Origin of the sequence: Candidatus Arthromitus sp. SFB-mouse-Japan (genome assembly GCF_000270205.1) — a bacterium.
Classification (GTDB): domain Bacteria; phylum Bacillota; class Clostridia; order Clostridiales; family Clostridiaceae; genus Dwaynesavagella.
Map to the genome: position 1 here is coordinate 742,264 of NC_015913.1, position 25,894 is coordinate 768,157.

The 25,894-nt window shown below is 31.3% G+C and carries 24 protein-coding genes, 1 pseudogene and 1 CRISPR repeat array; of the genes and pseudogenes, 21 read left to right on the top strand and 4 right to left on the bottom strand.

The features are described from left to right. Window position 1 precedes the first annotated feature (1 nt). From cas7c to SFBM_RS03660, 8 genes are all read left to right on the top strand, one after another. The gene (cas7c, locus tag SFBM_RS03625) at window positions 2-865 is read left to right on the top strand and encodes a type I-C CRISPR-associated protein Cas7/Csd2 (protein ID WP_014017911.1); all 864 of its coding nucleotides are present in this window, start codon (window positions 2-4) and stop codon (window positions 863-865) included. Continuing rightward, window positions 852-1,520, top strand: coding sequence for a CRISPR-associated protein Cas4 (cas4, locus tag SFBM_RS03630; RefSeq protein WP_014017912.1), 669 nt, complete (start codon window positions 852-854; stop codon window positions 1,518-1,520). The genes cas7c and cas4 overlap by 14 nt, the downstream gene beginning before the upstream one ends. Further along, window positions 1,521-2,549, top strand: coding sequence for a type I-C CRISPR-associated endonuclease Cas1c (gene cas1c, locus SFBM_RS03635; RefSeq protein WP_014017913.1), 1,029 nt, complete (start codon window positions 1,521-1,523; stop codon window positions 2,547-2,549). A 12-nt stretch (window positions 2,550-2,561) separates the two neighbouring features. Next, window positions 2,562-2,852 (top strand): CRISPR-associated endonuclease Cas2, encoded by a 291-nt coding sequence (cas2, locus tag SFBM_RS03640; protein ID WP_005806392.1) that lies wholly within the window; start codon window positions 2,562-2,564, stop codon window positions 2,850-2,852. 170 nt (window positions 2,853-3,022) lie between these two features. After that, a CRISPR array of direct repeats spans window positions 3,023-3,920; the repeat unit is 32 nt; unit sequence GTCGCACCTCACGCAGGTGCGTGGATTGAAAT. A gap of 185 nt (window positions 3,921-4,105) precedes the next feature. Further along, window positions 4,106-4,360: a DUF2442 domain-containing protein gene (locus SFBM_RS03645; RefSeq protein ID WP_242821639.1), complete on the top strand. Its 255-nt coding sequence runs from the start codon at window positions 4,106-4,108 to the stop codon at window positions 4,358-4,360. 260 nt (window positions 4,361-4,620) lie between these two features. Then, window positions 4,621-5,046 carry a type II toxin-antitoxin system HicB family antitoxin gene (locus tag SFBM_RS03650; protein ID WP_005806385.1) on the top strand — a complete coding sequence of 142 codons (426 nt, stop codon included), beginning with the start codon at window positions 4,621-4,623 and terminating at the stop codon, window positions 5,044-5,046. A gap of 497 nt (window positions 5,047-5,543) precedes the next feature. After that, window positions 5,544-7,463: a beta-glucoside-specific PTS transporter subunit IIABC gene (locus SFBM_RS03655; protein ID WP_005806381.1), complete on the top strand. Its 1,920-nt coding sequence runs from the start codon at window positions 5,544-5,546 to the stop codon at window positions 7,461-7,463. 25 nt (window positions 7,464-7,488) lie between these two features. Further along, the gene (locus SFBM_RS03660; RefSeq protein ID WP_005806379.1) at window positions 7,489-8,904 is read left to right on the top strand and encodes a glycoside hydrolase family 1 protein; all 1,416 of its coding nucleotides are present in this window, start codon (window positions 7,489-7,491) and stop codon (window positions 8,902-8,904) included. A gap of 61 nt (window positions 8,905-8,965) precedes the next feature. Here SFBM_RS03660 and SFBM_RS03665 read toward each other — a convergent pair whose 3' ends face one another. Beyond that, window positions 8,966-9,700, bottom strand: coding sequence for a heparan-alpha-glucosaminide N-acetyltransferase domain-containing protein (locus tag SFBM_RS03665; RefSeq protein ID WP_014017914.1), 735 nt, complete (start codon window positions 9,698-9,700; stop codon window positions 8,966-8,968). Window positions 9,701-9,758: 58 nt separating this feature from the next. Beyond that, window positions 9,759-10,184 carry a hypothetical protein gene (locus SFBM_RS03670; protein ID WP_014017915.1) on the bottom strand — a complete coding sequence of 142 codons (426 nt, stop codon included), beginning with the start codon at window positions 10,182-10,184 and terminating at the stop codon, window positions 9,759-9,761. A gap of 259 nt (window positions 10,185-10,443) precedes the next feature. Here SFBM_RS03670 and SFBM_RS03675 point away from each other — a divergent pair, with 259 nt between their 5' ends. From SFBM_RS03675 to SFBM_RS03740, 13 genes and pseudogenes are all read left to right on the top strand, one after another. Further along, window positions 10,444-10,776: a DUF898 family protein gene (locus tag SFBM_RS03675; protein ID WP_005806373.1), complete on the top strand. Its 333-nt coding sequence runs from the start codon at window positions 10,444-10,446 to the stop codon at window positions 10,774-10,776. Between the two features lie 477 nt (window positions 10,777-11,253). After that, window positions 11,254-11,859 carry a DUF5780 domain-containing protein gene (locus SFBM_RS03680; protein ID WP_005806371.1) on the top strand — a complete coding sequence of 202 codons (606 nt, stop codon included), beginning with the start codon at window positions 11,254-11,256 and terminating at the stop codon, window positions 11,857-11,859. A gap of 38 nt (window positions 11,860-11,897) precedes the next feature. Beyond that, the gene (locus SFBM_RS03685) at window positions 11,898-12,239 is read left to right on the top strand and encodes a hypothetical protein (protein WP_005806369.1); all 342 of its coding nucleotides are present in this window, start codon (window positions 11,898-11,900) and stop codon (window positions 12,237-12,239) included. 87 nt (window positions 12,240-12,326) lie between these two features. Continuing rightward, window positions 12,327-12,881, top strand: coding sequence for a TetR/AcrR family transcriptional regulator (locus SFBM_RS03690; protein ID WP_005806368.1), 555 nt, complete (start codon window positions 12,327-12,329; stop codon window positions 12,879-12,881). Window positions 12,882-13,029: 148 nt separating this feature from the next. After that, a complete protein-coding gene (locus tag SFBM_RS03695) occupies window positions 13,030-13,449 on the top strand; it encodes a DUF2871 domain-containing protein (RefSeq protein WP_005806366.1) in 420 nt (139 codons plus the stop codon). Window positions 13,450-13,522: 73 nt separating this feature from the next. Then, entirely contained in the window at window positions 13,523-13,954 is a 432-nt protein-coding gene (locus tag SFBM_RS03700; RefSeq protein ID WP_014017916.1) for a GNAT family N-acetyltransferase, read from the top strand. A 192-nt stretch (window positions 13,955-14,146) separates the two neighbouring features. After that, the gene (locus tag SFBM_RS03705; RefSeq protein ID WP_014017917.1) at window positions 14,147-16,021 is read left to right on the top strand and encodes a beta-glucoside-specific PTS transporter subunit IIABC; all 1,875 of its coding nucleotides are present in this window, start codon (window positions 14,147-14,149) and stop codon (window positions 16,019-16,021) included. A gap of 7 nt (window positions 16,022-16,028) precedes the next feature. Then, window positions 16,029-17,441 (top strand): annotated as a pseudogene (locus SFBM_RS03715) (glycoside hydrolase family 1 protein). A 38-nt stretch (window positions 17,442-17,479) separates the two neighbouring features. Continuing rightward, window positions 17,480-18,310, top strand: a complete 831-nt coding sequence (locus SFBM_RS03720) for a PRD domain-containing protein (protein ID WP_014017918.1) — start codon at window positions 17,480-17,482, stop codon at window positions 18,308-18,310. 193 nt (window positions 18,311-18,503) lie between these two features. After that, complete coding sequence (locus tag SFBM_RS03725) at window positions 18,504-20,531, top strand: BglG family transcription antiterminator (RefSeq protein WP_007440602.1); 2,028 nt, start codon at window positions 18,504-18,506, stop codon at window positions 20,529-20,531. A 141-nt stretch (window positions 20,532-20,672) separates the two neighbouring features. Continuing rightward, window positions 20,673-21,101 (top strand): PTS sugar transporter subunit IIA, encoded by a 429-nt coding sequence (locus SFBM_RS03730; RefSeq protein ID WP_005806350.1) that lies wholly within the window; start codon window positions 20,673-20,675, stop codon window positions 21,099-21,101. A 20-nt stretch (window positions 21,102-21,121) separates the two neighbouring features. Further along, window positions 21,122-22,507 carry a PTS ascorbate transporter subunit IIC gene (locus tag SFBM_RS03735; RefSeq protein ID WP_005806348.1) on the top strand — a complete coding sequence of 462 codons (1,386 nt, stop codon included), beginning with the start codon at window positions 21,122-21,124 and terminating at the stop codon, window positions 22,505-22,507. A 62-nt stretch (window positions 22,508-22,569) separates the two neighbouring features. After that, a complete protein-coding gene (locus SFBM_RS03740; RefSeq protein WP_005806346.1) occupies window positions 22,570-22,851 on the top strand; it encodes a PTS sugar transporter subunit IIB in 282 nt (93 codons plus the stop codon). A 40-nt stretch (window positions 22,852-22,891) separates the two neighbouring features. Here SFBM_RS03740 and SFBM_RS03745 read toward each other — a convergent pair whose 3' ends face one another. After that, window positions 22,892-24,217 (bottom strand): class I SAM-dependent methyltransferase, encoded by a 1,326-nt coding sequence (locus SFBM_RS03745; protein WP_005806345.1) that lies wholly within the window; start codon window positions 24,215-24,217, stop codon window positions 22,892-22,894. A 103-nt stretch (window positions 24,218-24,320) separates the two neighbouring features. Beyond that, window positions 24,321-25,769, bottom strand: coding sequence for a cardiolipin synthase (gene cls, locus SFBM_RS03750; RefSeq protein ID WP_005806343.1), 1,449 nt, complete (start codon window positions 25,767-25,769; stop codon window positions 24,321-24,323). Between the last annotated feature and the right edge of the window lie 125 nt (window positions 25,770-25,894).

Genomic DNA, 25,894 nt, shown 5'->3' on the forward strand with positions numbered 1-25,894 from the left:
TATGTTATTGAGTAAAAGATATGAATTCGTAATATTATTTGATGTTGAGAATGGAAATCCTAATGGAGATCCGGATTCAGGAAATATGCCGAGGATTGATCCGGAAACAGGTCATGGAATTGTAACAGATGTTTGTATCAAAAGGAAAATTAGAAATTACATAGAAGTAGTTGAAGGTGAAAGACAAGGATTTGATATATACGTTAAGAATGGGGCTGTTTTAAACGAACAGCATAGAAAAGCCTATGAAGCTTTTGAATTAAAACCTGAAAATAAGAAGCTTCCAAAAGATGAAAAGCTCGCAAAAGAACTCACAGGATATATGTGCAAGAATTTTTATGATATAAGGTCGTTTGGAGCTGTGATGAGTAATGAAGTTAATTGTGGACAAGTTAGAGGACCTATACAGTTAAATTTTGGAAGGAGTATAGACCCGATTTTTTCTCAAGATCTAACAATTACTAGATGTGCAGTTACAAATATGAAAGACTTAGAAAAAGGACAAACTATGGGAAGAAAACAAATAGTTCCGTATGCTTTGTATAGAATGGAAGGATATGTTTCAGCACATTTAGCACAAAAAGTTACAGGATTTAATGAAGAAGATTTAAATATTTTGTGGCAATCTATTATTAATATGTTTGAATATGATCGTTCTGCATCGCATGGGAAAATGGCAACAAGGAAACTTTATGTTTTTGAACATGAAACAGCACTTGGGAATGCCCCATCTCATAAATTATTTGATTTGATAGAAGTTGAAAGGAAAGATAAATCAAAACCTTCTAGACATTTTAATGATTATGAAATTAGCATAGATAGGGATAGTTTACCTAAAGGCGTAGATCTTATTGAAAAACTTTAGTATGGATTATTTGATGATTTCAGGAATTCAACATTTTATTTTTTGCCCACGTCAGTGGGCACTTATACATATAGAACAAATTTGGGAAGATAATGTTAGAACTTTTAATGGACATAAATTTCACAAAAAGGTTGATGATCCATATATTTTTGAAAAAAGAGGAGAAATTATAATTTCTCGTTCTTTGCCTTTAATTTCACATAAATTATCTGTAAAAGGTATTAGTGATTGTGTTGAATTTCATATGAGAAATGATAATTTGGGAGCTAAGCTTGTAGGTAGAAATGGAAGTTATGATGTAATTCCAATTGAATATAAGGTTGGGGATATTAAAAAAGATGATAGTGATATTTCGCAACTTTGCATTCAGGCTATTTGTCTTGAAGAAATGTTTGATACGACAATTGAAAAAGGATATCTATATTATGGTAAATTAAGAAGGAGAGTTGAGGTTAACTTTACAAATGAGCTTAGAGAAAATATTAAAGAATTAGTTGAAAAGATGAGGTATTATTTTGATAATGGAGTAACTCCAAAAGCTCGTTATAAAAAACAATGCATAAATTGTTCACTATATGATATTTGTTTACCTAAATTAAATTGTAGTTATTCTAAGGTTAAAAATTATATTGATTCTTACGTTGAGGATATTTAAATGAGAAAACTATTGAATGTTTTATATGTAACCAACGAAGATGCTTATTTATCAAAAGATGGTGAGGATATATCTATTCGTATATCAGATCAGAAACCTATAAAAATTCCAAGTCATAACTTAGAAGGAATTGTATGTTTTGGATATCAAGGAGCAAGTACAAAGCTTATGGCAATGTGTGCTGAAAAGAATATTGGAATGAGTTTTCATACCCCATTTGGCAAATTTCTTTGTAGAGTACAAGGAAGAGTCTCGGGTAATATTTTGCTTAGGAAGAAACAATATAAAATTTCAGATGATGAAAATAAGTCTTGTTTGATTGCTAAAAATTTTATTATTGGAAAGCTTGTTAATTATAAAAATGTATTAAATCGTTTTAAAAGAGATTATAGAGATAAATTTGATGAAAATATGAGGAGATCAATTGAATATTTGTCAGATACTATAAAAAGTGTTTCTAAATCTGAAGATTTAAATAGTTTGAGAGGACTTGAAGGTATTGGTAGTAAATATTATTTCGATGTTTTTGATAATTTGATATTAGTTGATAATAAAAGTTTTAGATTTGATTCAAGAAATAAAAGACCGCCTCTTGATAGAGTTAATGCATTACTTTCTTTTGTATATGTGATTCTTTCACATGATATTGAATCTTCTCTCGAAAGTGTTGGACTTGATCCTCAAGCAGGATTTTTACATAGAGATAGACCAGGAAGAAGTGGATTAGCTTTAGATATGATGGAAGAATTGAGATCTTATTTGTGTGATAGATTTGTATTAAAATTAATAAACACAAGAGTTATAAAAGAGAATGATTTTATTGTAAAAGAAAATGGAAGTGTATTTATTTTAGAAGAGGCACGTAAAAATATACTTACTGCCTGGCAGAAAAGGAAGAAGGATTTTATAATACATCCATTCCTAAATGAAAAAATAGAGGTTGGACTCATACCATACGTTCAATCTTTATTACTTGCTAGGTATTTAAGGGGAGATTTGGAAGAATATCCTCCATATTTAATGAAGTAGTGAGGTGATTCAATGCTTATTTTAGTTACATATGATGTGGGATTGAATTTTGATGATGGCGCAAAAAGACTTAGAAAAGTATCAAAAATTTGTGAGAATTATGGGATTAGAGTTCAAAATTCTGTTTTTGAATGTGTAGTTGATAATTTACAATTTGAGATGCTTAAGTCAGATATAGATAAAGTTATAGATAAAGAACGAGATAGTGTAAGATATTATAATTTAGGTAATTCTGGAAGAAAAAAGGTAATTCATATAGGTAATAAACATTCCATTGATGTTGAAGATGTTATTATAATTTGATTGCGAAGTATAAGCTTACATTAAATTTATAAGTGCTTCGCGAAGCTATATTAATACTTGATTGTAGCAGAATAATTGGTATTGATATTTATAGATAAATTATGTAGAATATTAGTGTTCGCATAAGTAATATGTCTATTTATGATTATCAGCTATTTTTAAATTTAACGGTCGCACCTCACGCAGGTGCGTGGATTGAAATTCAAGTCCAATAAAATTACCATTAGAATCAAAAGGTCGCACCTCACGCAGGTGCGTGGATTGAAATTGGGGAATTGTATTCAGTTGAATCATCTGCATATTGTCGCACCTCACGCAGGTGCGTGGATTGAAATTTTCAATCAATAAATTTTCCAGCTTTTCGAAATGTCGCACCTCACGCAGGTGCGTGGATTGAAATCATCATATATTTACTAGTTTTTCCAACTCTTAAACGTCGCACCTCACGCAGGTGCGTGGATTGAAATAAACTCATATGTATTATCATTAAACGCTCTTATACGTCGCACCTCACGCAGGTGCGTGGATTGAAATTAAGTATATTAGACAACCATTTAATTATACAAAAGGTCGCACCTCACGCAGGTGCGTGGATTGAAATAAAAATATATGTATCGTCATCAAACATCAACAAGTGTCGCACCTCACGCAGGTGCGTGGATTGAAATTTTAGTTTGGATATATGATTTAATAGCTCCTATTGTCGCACCTCACGCAGGTGCGTGGATTGAAATTTCATCTATACAAGATAAAATTTTATTTTCTATTGTCGCACCTCACGCAGGTGCGTGGATTGAAATATTAAGAGGTGTCGATGCTTGAGTTAAATAAGATATGTCGCACCTCACGCAGGTGCGTGGATTGAAATTATGGTGGCTTGATAGGCTCCAACACAAGTAAAAAGTCGCACCTCACGCAGGTGCGTGGATTGAAATAAAGTGTTTTGTAACTATGATATAGATGTTAAAAGTCGCACCTCACGCAGGTGCGTGGATTGAAATGTATAAATCTGCCCTAATTAAAAATCTTATAGTTGGTCGCACCTCACGCAGGTGCGTGGATTGAGAAATTAGCTTAAAATAGTTACGAATTATTTGGTATAGATCCGTTGAGATAAACGGTTCTATAGGAGGAATAATATGGATAAAAAAATAAAGTATTATCTTGATAGAGGCATGGATTATGATATGGCTAAATATTTTGCAACAGCTGAAAGAACAATTATATAAGTTATTCCAAATAATGATTATACATTGACTCTTAAATTTGATAATGATGAGATACGGAAATATGATTGCAATGATTTAATAGAAAAAGGAACTGTATTTGAATTTTTAAGTGATTATGATAACTTTAAAAGAGTATATCTGGATGAAAGTAACGTAGTATCTTGGGATAAAGATTCAAATATTGATAGTAATTTAAATTGGAGTAATAAAGTTGATTTAAGTTCTGACACTTTGTATGTTAAAAGTATTCCTCAAGATCTGGGCAAAATGAAATTGTAGACTATTTTTATAATCAGTTATACTTTGAACTCTGAAAATTACTTGGAAATGTAAATAGTAGATGCAATAGAGATATAGGGAAAGTCCTAATTTATTTATTTATTTGGATGATTTATAAATTTAAATTAAGTGTGTAAAATGAATCTTATAATTTATATAAATATTTTTGATATACGCATTTGCAATATACGCGTATACATGATATAATATCAAAGTTATGTCAATCAACATCCTTAGAATTAATATGGAGGTTAATTTAAATGATAGTTTCATATCCAGCTGTTTTTTATAAATATCAAGAAGGTAATTATGGTGTTTCACTACCTGATTTTGATGTTGCTACATGTGGAGAAGATTTAGAAGATGCAATAAAAATGGCAATTGAATGTCTTGCTGGAGAGATAAAATGGTGTAAAGAACAAGGTGAAGAAATTCCTAAACCAACTTTAGATTTAGATTTAGTTGAGGTTGATGAAAGGGATGAAGAAAATAATTATGTTGAATTTATCAAACAAATAATAACAGTTGATGCGGATGAGTATGCTAAAAAGTATTTTAATAAATCAGTAAAGAAAAATTTAACTATACCTAAATGGTTGAATGATGAAGCGGTGGCATTGAATATAAATTTTTCTAAAGTTTTACAGAAAGCGTTATTAGATGAAATTAATCGCCTTAAAGATTAAGAATACGGAATTGAAAAATAAGGTAAATAGTAACTTTATAATAATATGAAATTTTTAATTGAAGAGCTGTATAGCTCTTTTTTATTTGATATTAAAAACATTGTTGGCTTTAACTATATTTTCTTTCACAGGATTTGGTACATACAATTTTGGTATTAATGATATAAGAGTTGTACAAGCATTAACTATATATTATATAATAAGGGTAAATTTATATATCTTAAACAAGTAGAAGATTTTTTAATTTATTTAAAGCTGAAAAGTTGAAAAATTTTTAAAAGGTCTTGCATCGTTTTTCTAGGTATGTTATTATCTACTCAAATTAATAAGGAACGGAAGACTATTACTGGTAGTGCAGGCAAGATCGGATGTAAGATTAGCTGATGTGTAAATATCGTGTCAGTATTCTTATCCGGTCTTTTTTTGTTCCTGATTTTCTGATGTTTTGATCAGAACTGACGAAAGCGAATTTCCAAATATATTTAAGGAGGGTATTTATGGATTACAAGAAAATTGCCGGTGACATTATCCAGAACGTCGGCGGCAAGGAAAACATCAAGGGTATGACGTACTGTTTTACCAGGCTCCGCTTTGTATTGAAGGATAGTAAGAAAGTGGATAAGGCTGTTATAGAACGGTTGGAAGGTGTTATCTCTGTTGTGATTGCAGGCGGTCAATTCCAAGTTGTTTTGGGAAATAAAGTGACTAAAATCCATGACGCAGCGGTAGAACTTTTGGGCGGCGAGGTTGGCGAAAGTGGCGATACAAGCCATGTATCGGCAGAAAAGCAAAGCATCGGTAACGTGATTATTCAAAAGCTTGGTGAGATATTTACTCCACTGGTTCCAGCAATAGCGGCGGCTGGTCTTATTAAGGGCCTGCTGGCAGCAGCTGCGAAGATTCCTGGTTTTGATTCTACGGCCAGCACTTATGTCATTATGAACACCGCTAGTAATATTATTTTCTATTTTATGCCGATTTTCTTGGCCTTTACTACTGCAAAGGCACTTAAGTGCAATACCATTATTGCTATGATGTTAGGTGGATTTATTTGCCATCCCACTATTGACGCCATCGTACAGGATGTAGCGACAAAGTCCAACATATTCGGACTACCAGTAATAAAAATGGCGTTTACTGTAGGTGAATCTTCTAGGGTATTTGCTTATACAGAGTCCGTTATACCGATTATATTGGGAGTTATTGTCCTGAGCTTTCTGGAGAAATTCCTGAAAAAATATGTCCCTGAAATTCTCCAGCTGATCCTTGTTCCTGGTATTTCCTTGATTGTTATGGTACCAGTTATGCTGGTAGTTGTTGGTCCCGTGGGAATTTATGTTGGTTATATTGTTCAGTTTCTGTATACTGCACTTTACGGATTCAGTCCAATTTTGGGTGGTATCATAGTTGGCGGTCTGTGGGGTATATGTGTAATTTTTGGTGCACATCGTGCTCTTCTACCTATCGGTTTGAATGATGTAGCACTGACTGGTACGAATACGCTTATGTGCTTTGCCGGTTCCGCAAATTTTGCCCAGGCTGGTGCCGCGCTTGGAGTTATGTTCAAGACCAAAAGTGCGAACCTTAAACAGGTCTCCGCTTCTGCTGCACTTTCGGCCTGGCTGGTGGGTGTCACTGAACCTGCCGTTTATGGATGTAACCTTAGGCTGAAAAAGCCTATGATTTGTGCAGTTATTGCTGGTGCAGTAGGTGGTGCAATTATGGGAATTGGCCATGCAGTCAATACAGGCTTTGCCAACAATGGTATCTTGACTATTATGTCCTATTGGGGCGAAGGTACTAGTTTCGGGCAGTTTGTGGCATATATCCTTGGTATCTGCGTTGCTTTCTTCGGTTCAGCTGTGCTAACTTATATTGTAGGCTTTGAGGATGATCCTATTGCTACTCCGGTGGTACAGTCTGCTATTGATACTCCTACGGATAATGTAACTGAGGTATCTGGCGACACTGTTCTCGTTTCTCCTGTAAAGGGAAGTGCTGTTGCACTCTCTCAGGTGGATGATAAGGTTTTTTCTACAGGTATGTTAGGACAGGGGTATGGTGTGATTCCAACGGAAGGAAAGATTGTGGCCCCTGCAGACTGTCAGATTCAGGTTATTCATAACACCAACCATGCAGTTGGACTGTTGACAGATGATGGTGTTGAACTATTGATCCATGTTGGTATCGATACAGTCAAATTGAACGGTACACACTTCACTCGCGTTTCTAAAGACGGTACACATGTTGCTAAAGGAACGACACTACTTACTTTTGATATTGATAAAATCAAAGCTGCTGGTTATGATACTACTGTCGTTATTATTGTGACTAATTCTGATGACTATTCTGAGATCCGTACCATTACGACTGGGCAGGCTGATAGCAGCAAAAATGCCATAGCTGTTGTCCGCTAAACATATTTTCTGATAGGAGGTTATTATGAAACAAAAATTTCCTGAAAATTTTCTTTGGGGTGCATCTTCATCCGCTTTTCAAATCGAAGGTGGATGGGACGAGGATGGAAAAGGTAAAACTGTTGCTGACTTTAATTCTTTCAAGCGTTCCGACAAACAGGCTGATACTAAGGTAGCTAGTGATTTTTATCACCATTGGAAAGAAGATATCGCTATGATGAAAGAACTGGGAATGCAGATTTATCGCTTTTCTCTTTCCTGGGCTAGAATTGTTCCAGATGGTGACGGCGATATTAATGCGGCTGGTATTGACTTCTATAACAAAGTAATCGATGAGTTGATTGCCAATGGTATTCAGCCGTTTGTTACATTATATCATTTCGATTTGCCTTATGCACTGGTAGAGAAGTACAACGGATGGGAGTGCCGAAACTGTGCGTTTGCTTTTGAACGCTACGCACGGGTGTGCTTTAAGGAGTTTGGCGACCGTGTCAAATATTGGCAGGTTATCAATGAGCAGAATTTGATGATTCGTGTTAACGAGCGGATGAATATCTATGTTGATGATTTGTGGGAAGCTGATAGAATTCGGGCTCAGATGGACTACCATATGTTCCTGGGTCACGCCTTGGCTGTTAACTCTTGTCATGAACTAGTGGAAGGCGGAAAGGTAGGTCCAGCAGTGTCTTCCACTTGTACTTATCCATTGACCAATAAGCCGGAGGATGTCTGGGCAGCTAAGATGAATGATTGGCTCAAAACTAACTATTGTTTGGAAATGCACATTAACGGTGAATATCCTGGATATTATATGCGCTATTTACGAGAACGTAATATTGTACCGAAGATGGAGCCAGAGGATGTGGCAATTCTGAAAAGTGCAAAGATTGATTATATTGCACTAAACTATTACCGAACCCTCTGTGCTAGTTATCTACCTGCATCGGAGGAACATCCAATTGGCGAACGAGTTTATCGGGATAATGAGGTTGACTTTGATCAGTATGGATACTGCCGTAATGAGAAAAACGCAAATCTTTCTGCAAGCGAATATGGTGCACAAATAGATCCGATGGGTCTTCGTATTGTACTTAATGAATACTATCGCCGTTATCATCTTCCTATGATTATCACGGAAAACGGACTAGGAATGGCAGACGTATTGACAGAGGATGGGAAGGTGCATGACTCTTACCGTATCGATTATATACGAAGTCACATCCAAGCCTGCGCGAATGCGATTGAGGATGGTGTGGAGTTGATTGGCTATAGTCCTTGGTCTGTAATGGATCTGTTGAGCTCCCACCAGGGTTTCCGCAAACGTTACGGTTTCATCTATGTGGATCGGGACGATTTTGATGTGAAGCAACTTCGACGTATAAAAAAAGACAGTTTCTATTGGTATAAGCACGTAATTGAGACCAACGGCGAAGAACTGTAATAATATAGTGTTAAAGGTTGACTCTATTAAGAGTCAACCTTTTACTGTTTTTTAAAATTACTTAAAGAAATAGTATGATTAAAAAATATATAAGTGGTTGATGAATAACATATAAAGCTAGGGAGTTGCGTCCTATCCATTCAAGAGATTTGATTTTACTTATTTTTAAATATTTAAGGAATCCTTGACGCTTGAATATTTGGTATGAAAAGTATCCTGAAATATATAAGAATATCCATGGCATTAAAGAAAAATAATCAGTTGAATAAAAGTTTGGCATAGGAAATCCTAGATATGTAGTTATAGAATTTTTGTATAGATTACTTGGTAATTTTATTAAATTTAAATTATTAAATCCAAGATAACCATCATTAATATTTTTTGTTAGGAGAAATAACGCAATAGAAAGAATTAATCCAAATATTGATGGAAACTTTTCTAAAAATTTTTTTGCAGGAATTATTAAAATTGCACATGATCCAAGTAGTGTTAGAATGCCAAATCTTACTCGATTTTCTGGCGTTGCAATCATTGTGACTATCTCTATTAAAATTCCAAGTCCTAAAATTATAATACCTCTTTTAAGTTTTCTAGTACCTAGAGGTTCACAAAAACCAGAGATAAAGATAAATGTGTAACATATAAATTGTTGCCATATGTATGAGATTTCTGACTCAAACCAAGGTATATCAAATCTAAATATATAAACTAAATCCCAAATGAAATGATAGATAATCATATTTATTACTGCAAATCCTCTTATTCCATCTAGAATAAAATATCTTTTTTCATTCATTTTGATATATCCTTTCAAGATTAAATTTAGCAAATGTATTTTATTTATATATCATTATTTATTCGAAAAAATATTGTACTTTTGTTGCGTTAGAAATATTTGCATTATTGACTCTAGGCATTTTTAAACCTGTATATGTATCTACAAAATCAGATCCATCTAGGTAAAGTTTCCACATTGGTCGTGGGAATATACCGTTTTGCATTGCACGTGCATTATTTGAAAACACCATCTCATTTCTCAATTTTTGGAAATCATCTGTATCATTTAGATTAGATACACTTGCTGAAGTTCTAGTAGTCATGATAGGTTGACCAAACTCAAAAAATTTTCTAAAATTTTCATTAAACATGTTGTTAAATGTTATATTGGGTAAACTTTTAGATCTTCTTAGAGGTGATGAGTTAGCATTAATAGTTGATAAGATAGTGAATGGTATGCAAGCAATAATTGTGTTTTTAATAATTTTTCTTAAAGTATTCATGTTTATTTTATACCCTCTTACTATAAATTTTATCTTATGTGTTTATTAGTTTTTATGAGAGAATATTAAGAATTGAAAGAACAATAAGATAATTAATAATTTAATTAATACAATTATATAACATTCAAAGATTAATGCAATATTTTGAATTACTTAGTATATCTTTAGAAAATGTATTTTATAGTATAGGATGGGCAAATTATTTAAGACTAGTTAAATAAGATTTGTTAATAATGTGGTTATATAAGGGGAATTTTTTATGCGTCCATGGTATTTTGAGGAATCAGAGTTTGATGGAAAATTAGCAGAACTTTTGGGTATTAATATACTATCATTTTTACTTATTATTGTAACTTTAGGAATTGGTTTTTCATGGGCTATGTGTATGAAGGAAAAATATAGGATTAATCACACTATAATTAATGGACAAAGGTTAAGTTTTGTTGGGAGAGGTGGAGATTTATTTGTTAATTGGCTTAAATGGATTCTTCTAACAATAATAACATTAGGAATATATGGTTTTTTATTGAGTATAAAACTGAGACAGTGGAAGGTAAGGAATACCATATTTGATTCTTATAAAGTGGGATAGCTATTAGCTATCTCACTTTTTTTTAAATATAGATTAGGTGCGGTAAATAACAAATTTCTTATTATTTTGCATTTTAAATGAAGATATTTGATAAAATATTGATAAAATTGACATTTTGGTAGTTGACAGCCGTTTTTTTTTATAATAGTTGCGATATTTGTTTATGGAGGTTAAATTATGTGTCGTTTTAGATGTTGAAGTTTATAAATAGAAAGGGGAGTTATTTTAGAACATTTTATAAAATTCATGTATTCGCTTTATATCTTTTAGTTATACATTCAAGTATGTGAGTTATGGGGAAAATGAATCTATACGTTTTGATATAAAAAGTTGGACATAGCTAATTTAAATAATTTTGTGGAATATCTTTTTTCAAAAGGTGGATTGTCTACATAAGAAAACCTTCAAATTCTTTTTTGGAAATGTAATCGTACTAAAGGAGCTAAATTAATTAGTTGATTTTAAGGAGGATAAAATATGTTAATAAAATTATTAATAATGATGTTTATTGTAGCTGGAATTGGTGTTTCAACTGTTTCTTGCGGTTCAAATAATAATACTAATAGTACAAGCAATGTAATGAATAATCAAGATTCAACTAATGTAGAGGATAAAGTATCTGAACCTAAGAAAGAAGATAAAAAGGATATGACTTCAGCAGAGCTAGATGAGGCATTGAATAATCAACCTGTGAAAATTATAAGAACTGAGTATATTTCTCAAGAGGATCAATTTTTACGTCCTGATCTTTTGTCCGCAGTTTTTCAGAATGATAGTGGTGTTGATATAAAAAATGCTGTATTAGGATATGTAGCATGGGATAGTAATAATCTTCCGGTTAAAATACAAAGTCAATACGATTTTACCGATGGAGAGTATTTTAAGAAAGTAAATTATAGTGATGTTAATTTAGTTAATGGAGCATCTTATGGTGAAAATGGAGGTTTGTCTATAGGTAATGATAATATCGCAAAATTTAAAGCGATAGTAGTTTCCTATACTGATTTTGATGGAAATATATGGGACAATCCTTTGTTAGAAGAATTTCAAAAATTATATGAAGATAAGAAATTAGCTGAATAGATTAAATTTATTATACTTTAGGGAGAAAGTTATTAATTATGAAGAGAAGTAAATTGTTATTAGTATCTGCTATATTGAGTACTCTTTATTTAATATATATTTTCATTTATTTTTTTAATGGTATATCTTCATCTTCAAATGGAGCAGAAGCATTAGGAGTAGGTTTAGCAGGTGTTTTGGTTGCACCACATATTCTTTTTGTTGGATTGGGTGTTTTGTTTAATTGGATAGGATGGGGAATGAATAAAAGATGGGCAGCATTAGTATCAGGCATATTATACTTTGTATCTATTTTCCTTATGATTTTATATGCGATATTTGTTATTGTACAAGTTATTTTGTGTTTTGTTGGATATGCTAAAATGAAAAAAGAAGGATAGCTAATTGGCTATCCTTCTTTTTATATGATATTTGACAAAATAAGGACAATCCGCTATAATGAACATTGTTCATATTGAGGTGATTAGATGAATACAGTTGTTACATCAAAAGAGGATATTTTGAAAGCTAGCCGAGAATTAATTAGGAAACAAGTATGTTCTGTTATTAATATTCGTTCTGTTGCGGCGGCTTGTGGAGTGTCAGTAGGGTCTATTTACAATTATTTTGATTCTAAAGCTGAGCTTGAAGGGGCTACTATAGAAAGTATATGGTATGAAATTTTTCAATGTAAGGGTAGTGAAGTATTTAAGGATACGCAAGATTATATTAGATGGATGTATAATCAGATGGAGTATGGATGTCAACAATATCCCGGATTTTTTACGTTTCACTCTTTGAGTTTTATGTATGAAGATAAATCTAGTGCTAAATGGAGAATGCAAAGAGTTTGGCAATATATTATAGATAGGCTGTGTTGTGTTTTGAAACAGGATAAGAGAATCAGGATTGATGCTTTTACGAAGCAGTTTACTGTTGAAAAATTTGCAGATGTATTATTTTCTCTTATACTATCTAATTTGTTAAAGAAGGATTATAATCCAGCTACTGTACTGGAAATAATTAATAGGACTATTTATTAAAATTCTACTGAGGTTAGTATTTTTTATATAGTAAATTGAACAATGTTCATTAAAGTAGGTAGATTATAAAAGTGGAATGAAATACCTTGTTGTTGTTTGATATTACCATGATTTAAAATGAAATGTAAGTAAAGGAGAGGAATAAATTATGAAACGTTATATAAATATGGCTATACTATATTCTATTCTTGCGATGGTTGGTGGTGTATTTTATCGAGAGTTTACTAAATTCAATGTATATACTGAAAAAACTGTTCTTTCGGTCATTCATACTCATTATTTCTTTTTAGGTATGGCATTCTTCTTATTGTTACTCTTGTTAGAAAAGAGTTTTTCTTTTACTAATGCAAAGACTGTGCGTATATTAACTGTTTATCATATTGGATTAAATTTGACTGTTGCGATGTTTGTTGTGCGAGGAATCATTCAAGTTTTTTCGTATGTTCTTTCTGCTGGAATAAATGCAGCAATTTCTGGAATTGCTGGAATTGGTCATATTTTATTAGGTGTTAGTATAGTTCTCCTGTTATTGCAAATTAGAGATAGTGTTTTGAGAGTACAGGCTTGATTTGACATATGGGGATTTGAATGTTGAAAAAAGTTGATAAATATTAATTATAATTAATGAAGGATGGATGAAAATGAAACTTGTTGTAAAGTATTTTGATGATTTGACAACTAAGGAGCTATATGAACTTTTGAAAGCAAGAATATCAATTTTTGTGTTAGAACAAAATCGTGTGTATCAAGATTTAGACGATAAAGATTATCATAGTCTTCATGTATTTTTTGAAGATAATGGAGAAGTAGTTGCATGTCTTAGAGCTTTTTTGAAGGAAGATAACGTTGTACAGATAGGAAGAGTATTAACACTTTATCATGGTAATGGACTTGGAGGTAAACTTTTGAAAGAGGGTATTGCACAAATTCAGAATAAGATGAATCCTAAGAAAATTTATATTGAAGCACAATGCTATGCAACAGGATTTTATGAACGCGAAGGATTTAAGATTTGTTCTGAGGAGTTTCTAAAAGATGGGATTCCCCACGTCGCAATGGATTTGAAATTATAAATTCTATAAAAATTATTTTATTGATTGACTTACATTCTTAATTATTATAAAATGTTTGTTGGTAAGTGAATTAAATTTGGCTGTTACTGGTAATGCAGGCAAGACCACACAATAAATCATCTATATATAGATGTTTTCTTGTTGTGGTCTTTTTTTTATTGTCAATAATTTAATTGGGAAAGATGATGTTTAGTGGATTATAAAAAACTTGCTTACGATCTTTTGTCACTTTTAGGCGGAAAGGATAATATAAGTAAACTTACGCATTGCGCAACAAGATTACGATTTGAATTTTATGATCGCGATAAGGTTGATGTAAATGCTATTGAAAAAACAAATGGAGTTATTAGTGTAGTAGAAAAAGGTGGGCAATTTCAAGTAGTAGTAGGAAATGATGTTCCAATTACTTATCGTGCTTTGATTAATGAAATAGGGGGAGTTGTTGGCAGTGATGATAAAAGTGAGCCAAAACATAAAAATTCTATAATTAATAATATTGTTAGTACTATTTCAACTACTTTTACACCTGTAATTCCTGCACTTATTGGTTGCGGTATGATTAAGGCTGTATTGTCAATTTTAGTTTTATTAGGACTGAATGATCAGACTCCGACATATCAGTTGATGAATTTTATTTCAGATGCAGCTTTTTATTTTATGCCTGTTTTGCTTGCTTATGGTGCATCAGTAAAATTTGCTTGCAATCCTGTTTTGTCAATGACTCTTGCTTGTGCTTTATTGCATCCAACTTGGAATAGTATGGTCTCATCAGGTGAGGCTATTAATTTTTTCAATATCCCAGTTAAACTTGTAGAGTATTCATATTCTGTAATTCCGATTATACTCAGTATATGGATCCTTTCATATGTAGAACGTTTTGCAGAGAAGTATACGCCATCTATTATTAAATTTTTCTTTAAACCACTTATTATTTTGTTTGTATCTGTGCCGATTGCACTTATTATAGTTGGTCCATTTGGAGCATTTTTAAATACTGTTATTGAAAGCGTAGCAAATACTATAAATTCTTACGCGAATTGGTTATTGCCTATGTTAATGGGAGACCTTCAACCATTTTTAATATTGACAGGTACAGCTTGGGCAATGACTCCAATTGCAACTGTTCAAATTTCATCTCTCGGATATGAAATTGTAAATGGACCAGGTATGTTGGCATCTAATATTGCACAAGGTGCTGCAACTCTTGCGGTTGCTGTAAAGTCTAAAAATAGTCAACTTTGTCAGATAGCATTTTCTTCTGGATTTACCGCAGTAATGGGAATTACGGAACCTGCTCTTTATGGTGTTAATTTGAAACTTAAAAAGCCTCTTATTGTTTCCATGATAGGTGGTGCAATAGGTGGTGTATATGCTGGTTTATCTGGACTTGTAAGATATGCATTTGTATCTCCAGGAATTGCTGGATTACCTGCGTTTATTGAAGAGAATCCAATGAATATAGTTCATGCAATAATTACTTGCTTAATTTCTCTTATTTCTGCATTTGTGGCAACATGTATTATGGGATTTGGAGATGTGGAAAAGAATCAATATTCTAAGTCTCATGATACTATAGAAATGTATAATAAAGAAATTAGATATGATTATCAAGCTGAAGTTTTTTCTTCAATTACAGGAGAAATTATTTGTTTATCAAATGTTCCTGATGCAGTATTTTCACAAAAAGTTATGGGGAACGGAATTGCAATAAAGCCAAGTAAAGGTAAAATTTATGCACCATTTGATGGTGAGATTGCATCCTTGTTTGAAACAAAACATGCTATTGGATTAATATCTGATACGGGAATAGAACTTCTAATATATGTTGGCATTGATACTGTGAATTTGGGTGGTAAATTTTATGAAGCACATATGAAAGTTGGAGATAAAATTAAATATGGAGATTTAATATTAATATTTGATAAGCAACAAATTGAAGATGCTGGATTTGATGTTATAACGCCTATTATAATTACAAATACAGATAAGTTTTCTAGTATTGACCTGATGGAAAATCAAATTGTAAGTCACGGAGATAAAATTATAGGCGTGAAGAATAGGGAGTGATTTTAAAATGATATATAATAAATTATTGGATTTTCCTGAAAATTTTCTTTGGGGAGCTTCTACTTCAGCTTATCAAGTTGAAGGTGCATGGAATGAAGAGGGTAAGACCTCTTCAATAATTGATATTTACGAGCATCCAGAAGGTTATGAGGATTTTACTATTGCAAGCGATCATTATCATAGGTTCCGTGAAGACATAGCGTTATTTGCAAAGATGGGTTTAAAGGCGTATAGATTTTCTATTGCTTGGAGTAGGATTATACCTAATGATGATCAGAAAGTAAATAGATTAGGAGTAGAACATTATCGTGATGTAATCGAAGAATGTAAAAAATATAATATAGAGCATATTGTTACTATGTATCATTTTGATTTGCCATAGTATTTAGAAATTAAGGGTGGGTGGGTAAATCGTGAAACAATAGATAGGTTTGAGTCGTACTGTAATGTATTGTTTAATGAATACGGGAAAGATATAAAATACTGGCTAACTATTAATGAACAAAATACAATGATTTTGCATCCAAGAGCAATCGGATTACCGCCTAATAAATCTCTTCCAACAAAAAAAGAGCTCTATCAAATGAATTATCACATGATGCTTGCACAGGCAAGAGTTATGAAACTTTGTCATAGAATATGTCCCAATTCTAAAATAGGTCCAGCACTTAATTTAACAGCTATGTATTCTGCAACTTGCAAACCACAGGATGCTATTGCAGCATATAACTGGGAGGTTTTACGTTGTTGGAATTTTTCAGATGTGCCTGTATTTGGTTGGTATCATCCTTTGGCACTTAGTTATTTGCGAGATAGGGATTTGATGCCAGAAATTTATCCAGAAGATAAAGAAACACTTTCAAATGCCAAACCAGACTTTATAGCCATGAATTATTATTCCACAGCAACTATTGCAGCAAGTCATGGAGATTCTTCTGATGTATCTGCTCGTGCAGGTGATCAACAAATTATGCTTGGTGAGCAAGGGGTATATAGAGCTTCTGAGAATCCTTTTGTTGATAAAAGTCAATATGGATGGGTAATTGATCCGACGGGATTTAGACATACACTCAGAAAAGTGTATGATCACTATAGACTTCCTATTATTATTACAGAAAATGGAATTGGTGCTTCTGATAAGCTTGAAGAAGATGGATCAATTCATGATTCATATAGAATTGATTTTTATAAAAATCATTTACATGCTATAAAGCAGGCTATTACGGATGGGGTTGATGTATTTGGTTATTGTCCGTGGTCAGCTTTGGATGTTGTGAGTACACATCAAGGTTATGCTAAAAGATATAGATTTATATATGTAGATCGTGAAGAGCAAGATTGTAAACAAATGAAACGCATAGAGAAGGACAGTTTTTATTGGTATCAAAAAACTATTGAAGAAAATGGTAAAAACATATAGAATAAAAGTGTTGACGTATCTTTAGGGGAGTGGAAAAATTGATTGTAGAGAAGATTCTAAATAACAATTTGATTTTAACGATAGATGAAAATGGAATTGAACAAATTGTTATGGGCAAGGGACTCAGATTTATAAATCAAGTTGGTAAAGAGTTAAGACAAGAACAAATTCAAAAGGTTTACATATTGAAGGATGAAAATATAACAAAGCAATATATACGTTTGTTAAGAGATATTCCAAGTTCCTCAGCTGAAATAATTGAAGAAGCTTTACAAATTGCCTATGAATCCTTTCCTGATACTTTAAGTGATCAATTATTCGTGACTTTATTTGATCATTTAGTGTATGCTCTAGAGAGATACGAAAAAAATATATTCTTGCCTAATAGGTTACTTTGGGAAGTGAAAAGATTTTATCCTAATGAATATGTCGTAGGAGAGAAAATTCGAAAATTTTTGAATAAGCAATTAAATATTAATTTACCTGAAGAAGAGAGTGGTAACATTGCTTTTCATATTGTTAATGCTCGTATGCAAGATTTTAATATTAAAAAAACTTTGTGTACGGTAAATTTATTAAAAGATATATGTGGGATTATTCAGTTTTCCTTTGGGAAGCAAATAAATGAAGATTCCATACATTACTCTAGATTTTTAACACATATACAATTTTTCATACAACGTGTTTTGGATAATAAAATGTTAGATGGTCAACATGTAAATATTTTGAAAGCAGTTATAGATGAAAATTTAGCAGCTTATAGTTGTGCAAAGAGGGTAGCAAGTTATATACAGAAAAATTTAAATATTGAAACATCACAGGAAGAACTCATGTATCTCACACTGCACATTGAACGGATAATGCGATAAAATATAGTAGATGAAAAATTGTTATTTATATAAATAAAGGACTTTTGATATGCTTTTAGGGATCAGAAGTCCTTATTGTTTTATGTAATTTAATAGAGATAAGTATTTTTAAAATGATTGTTAAGGAATTAATCTTAATTTATAATGTTTTAAAATAGTAAATTTTTTATTTTCTATGTTTGGGGGTGCAAGGATGGCAGTGTGTAACCTTAGTGAACGGTGTAAGAAAATTATACAAGTTCTTTTGAGGGAGAATGATTATGTTTCACTTAAGAAAATTGCAGATATAACGGGAGTGTCTAGAAGGAGTATTTATTATGATTTGTGCAATATTAATGAATGGCTAGACGAACAAGGAATAAAAGAACTTAGAGTTGAGCGAGGAAAGGGAATTTTACTTTCTCAAGAGGACAAGTTAAAAATTAAAGAATCTCTGGGGAAGAAAAGTTCAGAAGATTATCATGTGTTCTTGCATTCAGAAAGAGTTAAAATTAATATTTGTTATATTATATATAGCAAGGATCCTGTATATATAAATCATATTATGGATGCATGTAAAGTTAGTCGGAATACTGTATTTGGTGATATGAGGATTGTTATCCAAAAGCTTCGTGAATACGATTTAGATTTAAAATATGAAGCTAAGAAAGGATATGAAGTATGTGGAGATGCTGTTAGAAAATGTGCTTTATTTTTTTTATACTTCAATACCTTGAGGCCTTTATTTGATAATGGAACTCTTAAATTTTTCGATAGAGATGAGATACATAAACATTATGAGCGTTTGAATTCATTGAAGAGTGAATTGAAAGTTGAATATATGGAAGGAGACTTATTATCTTTGGCAGCTTTGATGCCTGTTATGCGTAATTGCAGAGAGAAATTATATTTTGCTGGATTAAAGAAGGATGAAATTTTTCGATCTAGAGAATTCCAACTGGTTGAAAAATATTTTTATGAGTTAGAGGAGGAGGAAAAAGTATATTTGAGTCTTCATTTACTCGGATCACGTGTATCGGTAGTAACAGATAAGTTTTTTGAAGATAGAGCCGATCAATCAGTATATGGAATTACAAAATCTCTTGTAACAGAATTTGAAAGGACTGCGTGTGTTAATTTTGAAAATAAGGAGGAGCTAGAGCGGGCATTATTTGTTCATATTAAAACATCTATGTATCGTTATAAATATGGAATACAAATTGGAAATCCATTGAGAGATGATATTGTTAGAGAGTATCCGAATTTGTTTGATATTACAAAAAAGGTATCCCAATATTTAGAACAAATGATTGGTTTACCAATACCAGATAGTGAAGTAGCTTATCTTTCATTACATTTTGGTGCATATTTAAAGGTTTCTAAATGTCAAGGGAACAAGCTCCGTATATTAATTGTGTGTGTTAATGGAACTTCAACGGGGAATATGATAAAGCGTGAAGTAGTTAAATTGATTTCAGATGTAGAAATTGTTGGTGTTGTATCGGCTGTAGATATAATTAACGCACAAAATATTTGTGATCTCATAATTTCGACGGTGAACATTAAAAGTATAGTTCCAGTTATCGTAGTTAATCCTATACTTATGGATGAAGATAAAGATTATATATTGAATCATTATATGGTGAATGGAATACAGAAGAATAAAATCTACAATATATTATTTGATACAATAAAAAAGTATGTAGATCATTCACAGCATGATAATTTAAAGAAAGATATTATTCATTGTTTACAAGGTCAGTCAAAAAGTCTTGATATTGCTTTATTAGAAAAGGAAAATGGAATACTGGAATGTCTAACTTTATCAAAGATAGCAGTAATTCAAGATAGTTTTATGTGGCAAGATAGCATTTATATTGCAGGCAAATATCTTGTTGAAAGTGGAAGTATAGAAAAAAGATATTTAGACGTTATGATTTCCCAAACAATGTACTATGGACCTTATATGTTTATAACTGATAGAGTTATGCTTGCACATGCAAAGCCTGAAGATGGGGTAAATAGGATGGATATTTCTATGACTATATTTAAAAACCCAATTTTCTTTAAAGAAGGGAAACGAGCTGAGATTATATTTGTTTTGGCTACAGTAGATCATGAAAGACATTTAAAAATTCTGAATGATGTTTTTAAAATTGCTGAGAATTCAGAAAATATTAGAAGGATTGTTAATGCTAGTACGGAAATAGGAGTCTTTGAAATTTTGAATGAAATATTATAGGGCATCACATTTTAGGTGGTGTCCTTTTATTTTTGATGAGTATTGTTATTTGCACATTTATATGATTACATTTGTACTTCTAGTTTTTATATTGTAGTGTTATGATTTTTATATAAAGAAACAGAAAGGAGATAGTGAAGTATGGATTTGCTAGATAAAAAAAATGTAAGAATTCTAGATGGAGCTAGCAATTGGAAAGAAGCTATCAGGATGTCGGTGATTCCGCTTGAAGAAGATGGATGCGTAGAACCGAGATATAAAGAAGCTATTATTTCAGAAATTGAGAAGCTTGGAACTTATATCATTATAGCACCGTACATTGCTTTGCCACACGCAAGACCAGAGTATGGGGTATTGAAAAGCCAAATTGCAATTACTCTATTTAGGAATGAAGTAAAATTTGATAAAGAAGATATCGTAGCACGATTATTTTTGACATTGGCAGCAACTGATTCTAGCAGTCATCTGAATGCACTAATGAAAATTTCTGAGATTCTACAGAATAAGGAAAAAGTTGAGAAAATCTTAAAATCAAGTGATACAGAAGAGTTATATAGTTATTTTAATTAGTTAGGAAGGAAAGAGAAGCAATGCGAGATATTTTAAATATTATCCAACAAATTTTATCTACACCTGCAATCTTTGTAGGATTGATAGCGATGCTTGGATTATTACTACAAAAGAAGGATTTTCAATCTATTATCAAAGGAACTATTAAAACAATTTTAGGATTTCTTGTATTGAATGCTGGAGCTTCTGTTGTTCAATCAGCAATCATTCCGTTTGGTGATTTATTTCAATTGGCATTTGGTATACAGGGAGTAGTGCCTAATAATGAGGCTATAACCTCACTTGGATTGAATGAATTTGCAGTTGAAACTTCTGCTATATTTGCATTGGGAATGTGTGCTAATATTGTAATGGCACGATTCTCTAGATGGAAATATATCTTTCTTACAGGACACCATTCATTATATATGGCTTGTTTGATCGCTATCATTTTGTCAATAGCAGGATTAACTGGATGGCAACTCATTGTGGGAGGAGCATTACTTTTAGGATTTGTTATGGCTATGTTCCCTGCATTGATGCAACCAATTATGAGAAAAATTACTGGAGATGATTCTCTTGCTTTTGGTCACTTCGGAAGTAGTTGTTACTGGTTAAGCGGACAAATTGGGAAGTTGTGCAATAAAAATAATAAAGGGCGTACAACTGAAGATGTAAAATTCCCAAAAGGATTATCTTTTCTCAGAGATAATATGGTATCGATTGCTATTGTAATGTTTTTTTGTTATATAGTTGTTGCAGGGGTTGCAAATTTTGGACATAATGTTGAAGCTTCAGCTATTTTTGGCGAAAGTAACTGGATTTTATATTCAATAATAAATTCGATTACGTTCTCTGGAGGTATTTACATTGTATTATCTGGTGTTCGTATGTTGATTGGAGAAATTTTACCTGCTTTTAAAGGTATTTCAGAAAAACTTGTTCCAAATGCAAAGCCTGCATTAGATTGTCCAACAATTTTTCCATATGCACCTAATGCGGTGTTGATTGGATTTTTAAGCTCTTTTGTTGGAGGAATTATTGGGTTAATAGCTTTAGCTTTTATGGGTAAAGCTGGATTAGCAGTAGCAATTATTTTACCTGGGGCAGTAGTTCACTTTTTCTGTGGTGCAACCGCTGGTGTATGTGGAAATGCGACAGGAGGCTTAAAAGGATGTGTTATTGGGTCGTTAATACATGGCATTGCGGTTACATTTTTATCTGCAGCTTTGCTTCCAGTATTAGGATCTCTTGGTTTTGCAAATACAACATTTTCTGATGCAGATTTTACGGTTGTTGGTATCTTGTTTGGTAATCTATCTAGATTTATTACGGGCAATGGATTATTTGCAATAATTGTAGTTTTATTTGTTATACCAATTGTTTATAATTTTGTGGCTAGAAGAAAAAATGTAGAATCAAATTAAGGTAATAGGTCAAAAGAATTCTTAAGATAAAATATAAATTAATAAAAAGGAGAATAGATATTATGGCAGAAATTAAAAAAATATTATGTGTTTGTGGTTCAGGTCTTGGATCATCTTTTCTAATGGAAATGAATGCAAAGAAAGCTTTAAATAATCTTGGAATTACAGATGTAGAAGTTGATCATACTACAATTGGTGACATTACTTCAGGATCAGCTGATTTGTTTATTTGTGGATCTGATTTACTTTCCAATGCAGAAAAATTTGGAAGAGCAATCGGAATGAATAATATAGTTTCCATGGATGAAATGACAGAAAGATTAAAAGAAGCTTTTGGATTATAAAAAATTGAGTAATAATGTAAAGTAAGAATCTAGTTTTATTCTAGATTCTTACTTTTTTTAATATTATTTCCATTGATCCATTGTAATTGATACTGATACGATAATCTAATATTTCAAAACCTAATTTCTTTATAATATTTTCCAAGCCAGTTTTAGAAAAATAAGTTAAATGATAAGGTTCATTCCACATAGCAGTATTTATTTTATGAAGTTTGTTAAATGCACTATTATAGTTTGGTGTTGAAATCCATAATACACCATCGTCATTTAATAATGAATAAGCTTTTTTAAGCCCATTGATTGGATTTGATAAATGTTCAATTACATCTCCCATAGTTATTATGTCATATGTTTTATCCGTCCTAAAATTTAAGAAGTCACAACAAATAATATCATGGTTTAATATGTTTGAAATTTCATACGCAATATTTTCATCTATTTCTATACAATCTATAGAGTATCCAAATTCTAACGCTGTAGCTATTAGAGCTCCTTTGCCTATTCCAATTTCAAGAATATCAGTTCCATTTGAATATTCAGAAATATTATTTAATATATCACACCAATTCCTTAATGTATGTGTGCTAACATTCGATTGTAAATGGGATGGGGTGGGGGTAACTCCATTTCTAATTACTTTAATTGAATGATTAGTATTAAAAAATTTATGAGGATAATATTTTGAATATAGATTTTCGCATGAATTACATTTCATCCACAACTTACTTGGCAAAAAATTATCAGTATAGTTAATCATGTTATAGCATGGGGCATTATGAAAAGGTGCACCTTTTTCACCACAGATTGGACAATTATCTACTAGCAATTGCTCAGATAATACCTCTTCCTTAAAAATATAATTTTTAAGATGATCGAGCCCTAAAAATTTAGCTAAATCATTTTTTATTTTGAAAGCTTCCATAATTAAATCAAAAGATATAGATGGCAATGAAGTTCTACATAACTTAGATGTAAAAATTAATAATAGAGAATGTGTTAAATCATCTAGATTAAAGTTATCTTTAATACCTAATATTAAATCTAATTGTCCCTTATTTATTTGGGGATAAATATTTTTAAAATCTATATAAAATGATTTTAAATGTTCTAAAATTGTTTTTATTGAGGTAGAGAATAAGAATTGCTTGTATTTATCTACTAGTTGCATATTATTTGGATTTATAATTATATTATTTTTAAGATTTTCTAGTTCTTCAGGTATTTGATCTGTTAAATTTCTAAATTGATTAAAGGTTTTTGTAAGTATGTTTTCATTGTTTGATTGAATATCATCAAAACTGAAGCTGCTATTTATAAATTCATATATGGTAGATAAAAAATCAGTTATTTGTTCAATATGTATCATAATTTAAACTCCTTAAATTTTTAGATAGTTTTAAAATACTAGATTTGTTTACAATTGTAGCATTAACATAAAAAAAGTGGAACTTAATAATTAAGTTCCACTTTTAAAACAATAAAACAAATAATCTACATATGGATTCTTCTAGTTTTACTAATAGAGGTTTGTTTTTTTCAAAATTTTCATCTAATTTTATTGAATGGTTTATATCTTCATAAAATATTTCTTTTACCTGCCTAGTTATTTCAAGATCCGTAATAAATGCATTAATTTCAAAATTTAATGAAAAACTTCTCATATTAAAATTGGCAGTTCCGACTGATGTAACACTATCGTCCATGACAATAACTTTTGAATGTATAAATCCATTATATAAATAGACTTCTATTCCAGATTCTATTAATTGATTGATATAAGATGTTGAAGCCCTATAAACAATTCTTTTATCATATATTTTTGGAATTATTATTTTGACTTTAACCCCTGATTTAGCAGTGCTTATGATTGCTGATAGTAGATTATCATCAAATGCGAGATACGGAGTTTGAATTAAAAGTTCTTTTTTAGCACAATAGATCATTCTTGTGTATGATGATTTAATATTTTCATAATTCTTCGAGTCTGGACCACTTGCAACGATTTGCGTACATGTTTTATTTTTAATTTCAGATTTGGGAAAATATTTTTCCATAAAGTTATTTTCCGTTTCAATTCTATGATTACTTACATAAGATAAGTCTTGTATGAATTGGAGTTGGAGGAAATTAACGGCTTCACCAATAATTTTAACATGGCAATCTTTCCAAGGTCTGAGCCTCTTGTGTAAAGACATATACTCATCTCCGACATTTACACCACCGACATATCCTATTTTTCCATCTATAACAACTATTTTACGATGATTTCTGTAATTAAGATTAAGATTTATAAATTTCAAATATGAAGGAAAGAATGGATAAACTTCTCCTCCAGCGTTTGTAAGTTTTTTAAATAGGGACTTAGAAACGCAAATACAACCCACATCATCGTAGATTACTCTTACTTTTACACCTTCCTTTACTTTATTTATTAAAGTATCAATTAGAAGATTTCCTATATTATCATTTTTAATTATGTAATAGAGGATATGGATTGTGTGTTTAGCACTCTTAATAGTTTTAATGAGATCCTCAAATTTATCGTAAGCTGTGTTAAAAATTTTTATATCATTGAACTGTGTTATGGCCGATTTATTATGAAGAAAATTAAATTTTGCAATAGAAGTATCCAAGTTTGGATCATCTGGTAATGAATCGTATTCGCTATAATCGATCATTTTTTCCAGCTCATTAAAAATTCTGTAGTTCCTTTTTTCTATCTTCTTCTTATTTAATTTGGGACCACATCCAAATATGAAATATATGTAGAGAGAAAATATAGGAGGTAGCAATAAAAATGCAAGAATCCAAGATTGTATACTCCTAATGTCTTTTCTTTCTAGAAATATCATAATTAATACACTTAATATGTTTAAAGATATACATACCCACGAGAATGCTAAAACTAATATTGTCATAAAATACTCCTTCAATAATTATAACAGCGATTATAAAATACTAAATGTAATTTATATTTTACAAAAATTAATTCAAAAATACTATATGTTGGTGAATAAAATTATTTTCTATTGTAATACTCCGA

Excerpts from the sequence above, each read along its gene's own strand:
- SFBM_RS03730 (WP_005806350.1), top strand. The coding sequence starts at position 20,673 with ATGGATTTGCTAGATAAAAAAAATGTAAGAATTCTAGATGGAGCTAGC.
- cas7c (WP_014017911.1), top strand. The coding sequence starts at position 2 with ATGTTATTGAGTAAAAGATATGAATTCGTAATATTATTTGATGTTGAG.
- SFBM_RS03680 (WP_005806371.1), top strand. The coding sequence starts at position 11,254 with ATGTTAATAAAATTATTAATAATGATGTTTATTGTAGCTGGAATTGGT.
- SFBM_RS03655 (WP_005806381.1), top strand. The coding sequence starts at position 5,544 with ATGGATTACAAGAAAATTGCCGGTGACATTATCCAGAACGTCGGCGGC.
- SFBM_RS03725 (WP_007440602.1), top strand. The coding sequence starts at position 18,504 with ATGGCAGTGTGTAACCTTAGTGAACGGTGTAAGAAAATTATACAAGTT.
- SFBM_RS03695 (WP_005806366.1), top strand. The coding sequence starts at position 13,030 with ATGAAACGTTATATAAATATGGCTATACTATATTCTATTCTTGCGATG.
- SFBM_RS03740 (WP_005806346.1), top strand. The coding sequence starts at position 22,570 with ATGGCAGAAATTAAAAAAATATTATGTGTTTGTGGTTCAGGTCTTGGA.
- cas1c (WP_014017913.1), top strand. The coding sequence starts at position 1,521 with ATGAGAAAACTATTGAATGTTTTATATGTAACCAACGAAGATGCTTAT.
- SFBM_RS03660 (WP_005806379.1), top strand. The coding sequence starts at position 7,489 with ATGAAACAAAAATTTCCTGAAAATTTTCTTTGGGGTGCATCTTCATCC.
- SFBM_RS03665 (WP_014017914.1), bottom strand. The coding sequence starts at position 9,700 with ATGAATGAAAAAAGATATTTTATTCTAGATGGAATAAGAGGATTTGCA.
- SFBM_RS03735 (WP_005806348.1), top strand. The coding sequence starts at position 21,122 with ATGCGAGATATTTTAAATATTATCCAACAAATTTTATCTACACCTGCA.
- SFBM_RS03650 (WP_005806385.1), top strand. The coding sequence starts at position 4,621 with ATGATAGTTTCATATCCAGCTGTTTTTTATAAATATCAAGAAGGTAAT.
- SFBM_RS03685 (WP_005806369.1), top strand. The coding sequence starts at position 11,898 with ATGAAGAGAAGTAAATTGTTATTAGTATCTGCTATATTGAGTACTCTT.
- cls (WP_005806343.1), bottom strand. The coding sequence starts at position 25,769 with ATGACAATATTAGTTTTAGCATTCTCGTGGGTATGTATATCTTTAAAC.
- SFBM_RS03700 (WP_014017916.1), top strand. The coding sequence starts at position 13,523 with ATGAAACTTGTTGTAAAGTATTTTGATGATTTGACAACTAAGGAGCTA.
- SFBM_RS03690 (WP_005806368.1), top strand. The coding sequence starts at position 12,327 with ATGAATACAGTTGTTACATCAAAAGAGGATATTTTGAAAGCTAGCCGA.
- SFBM_RS03745 (WP_005806345.1), bottom strand. The coding sequence starts at position 24,217 with ATGATACATATTGAACAAATAACTGATTTTTTATCTACCATATATGAA.
- cas2 (WP_005806392.1), top strand. The coding sequence starts at position 2,562 with ATGCTTATTTTAGTTACATATGATGTGGGATTGAATTTTGATGATGGC.
- SFBM_RS03670 (WP_014017915.1), bottom strand. The coding sequence starts at position 10,184 with ATGAATACTTTAAGAAAAATTATTAAAAACACAATTATTGCTTGCATA.
- SFBM_RS03675 (WP_005806373.1), top strand. The coding sequence starts at position 10,444 with ATGCGTCCATGGTATTTTGAGGAATCAGAGTTTGATGGAAAATTAGCA.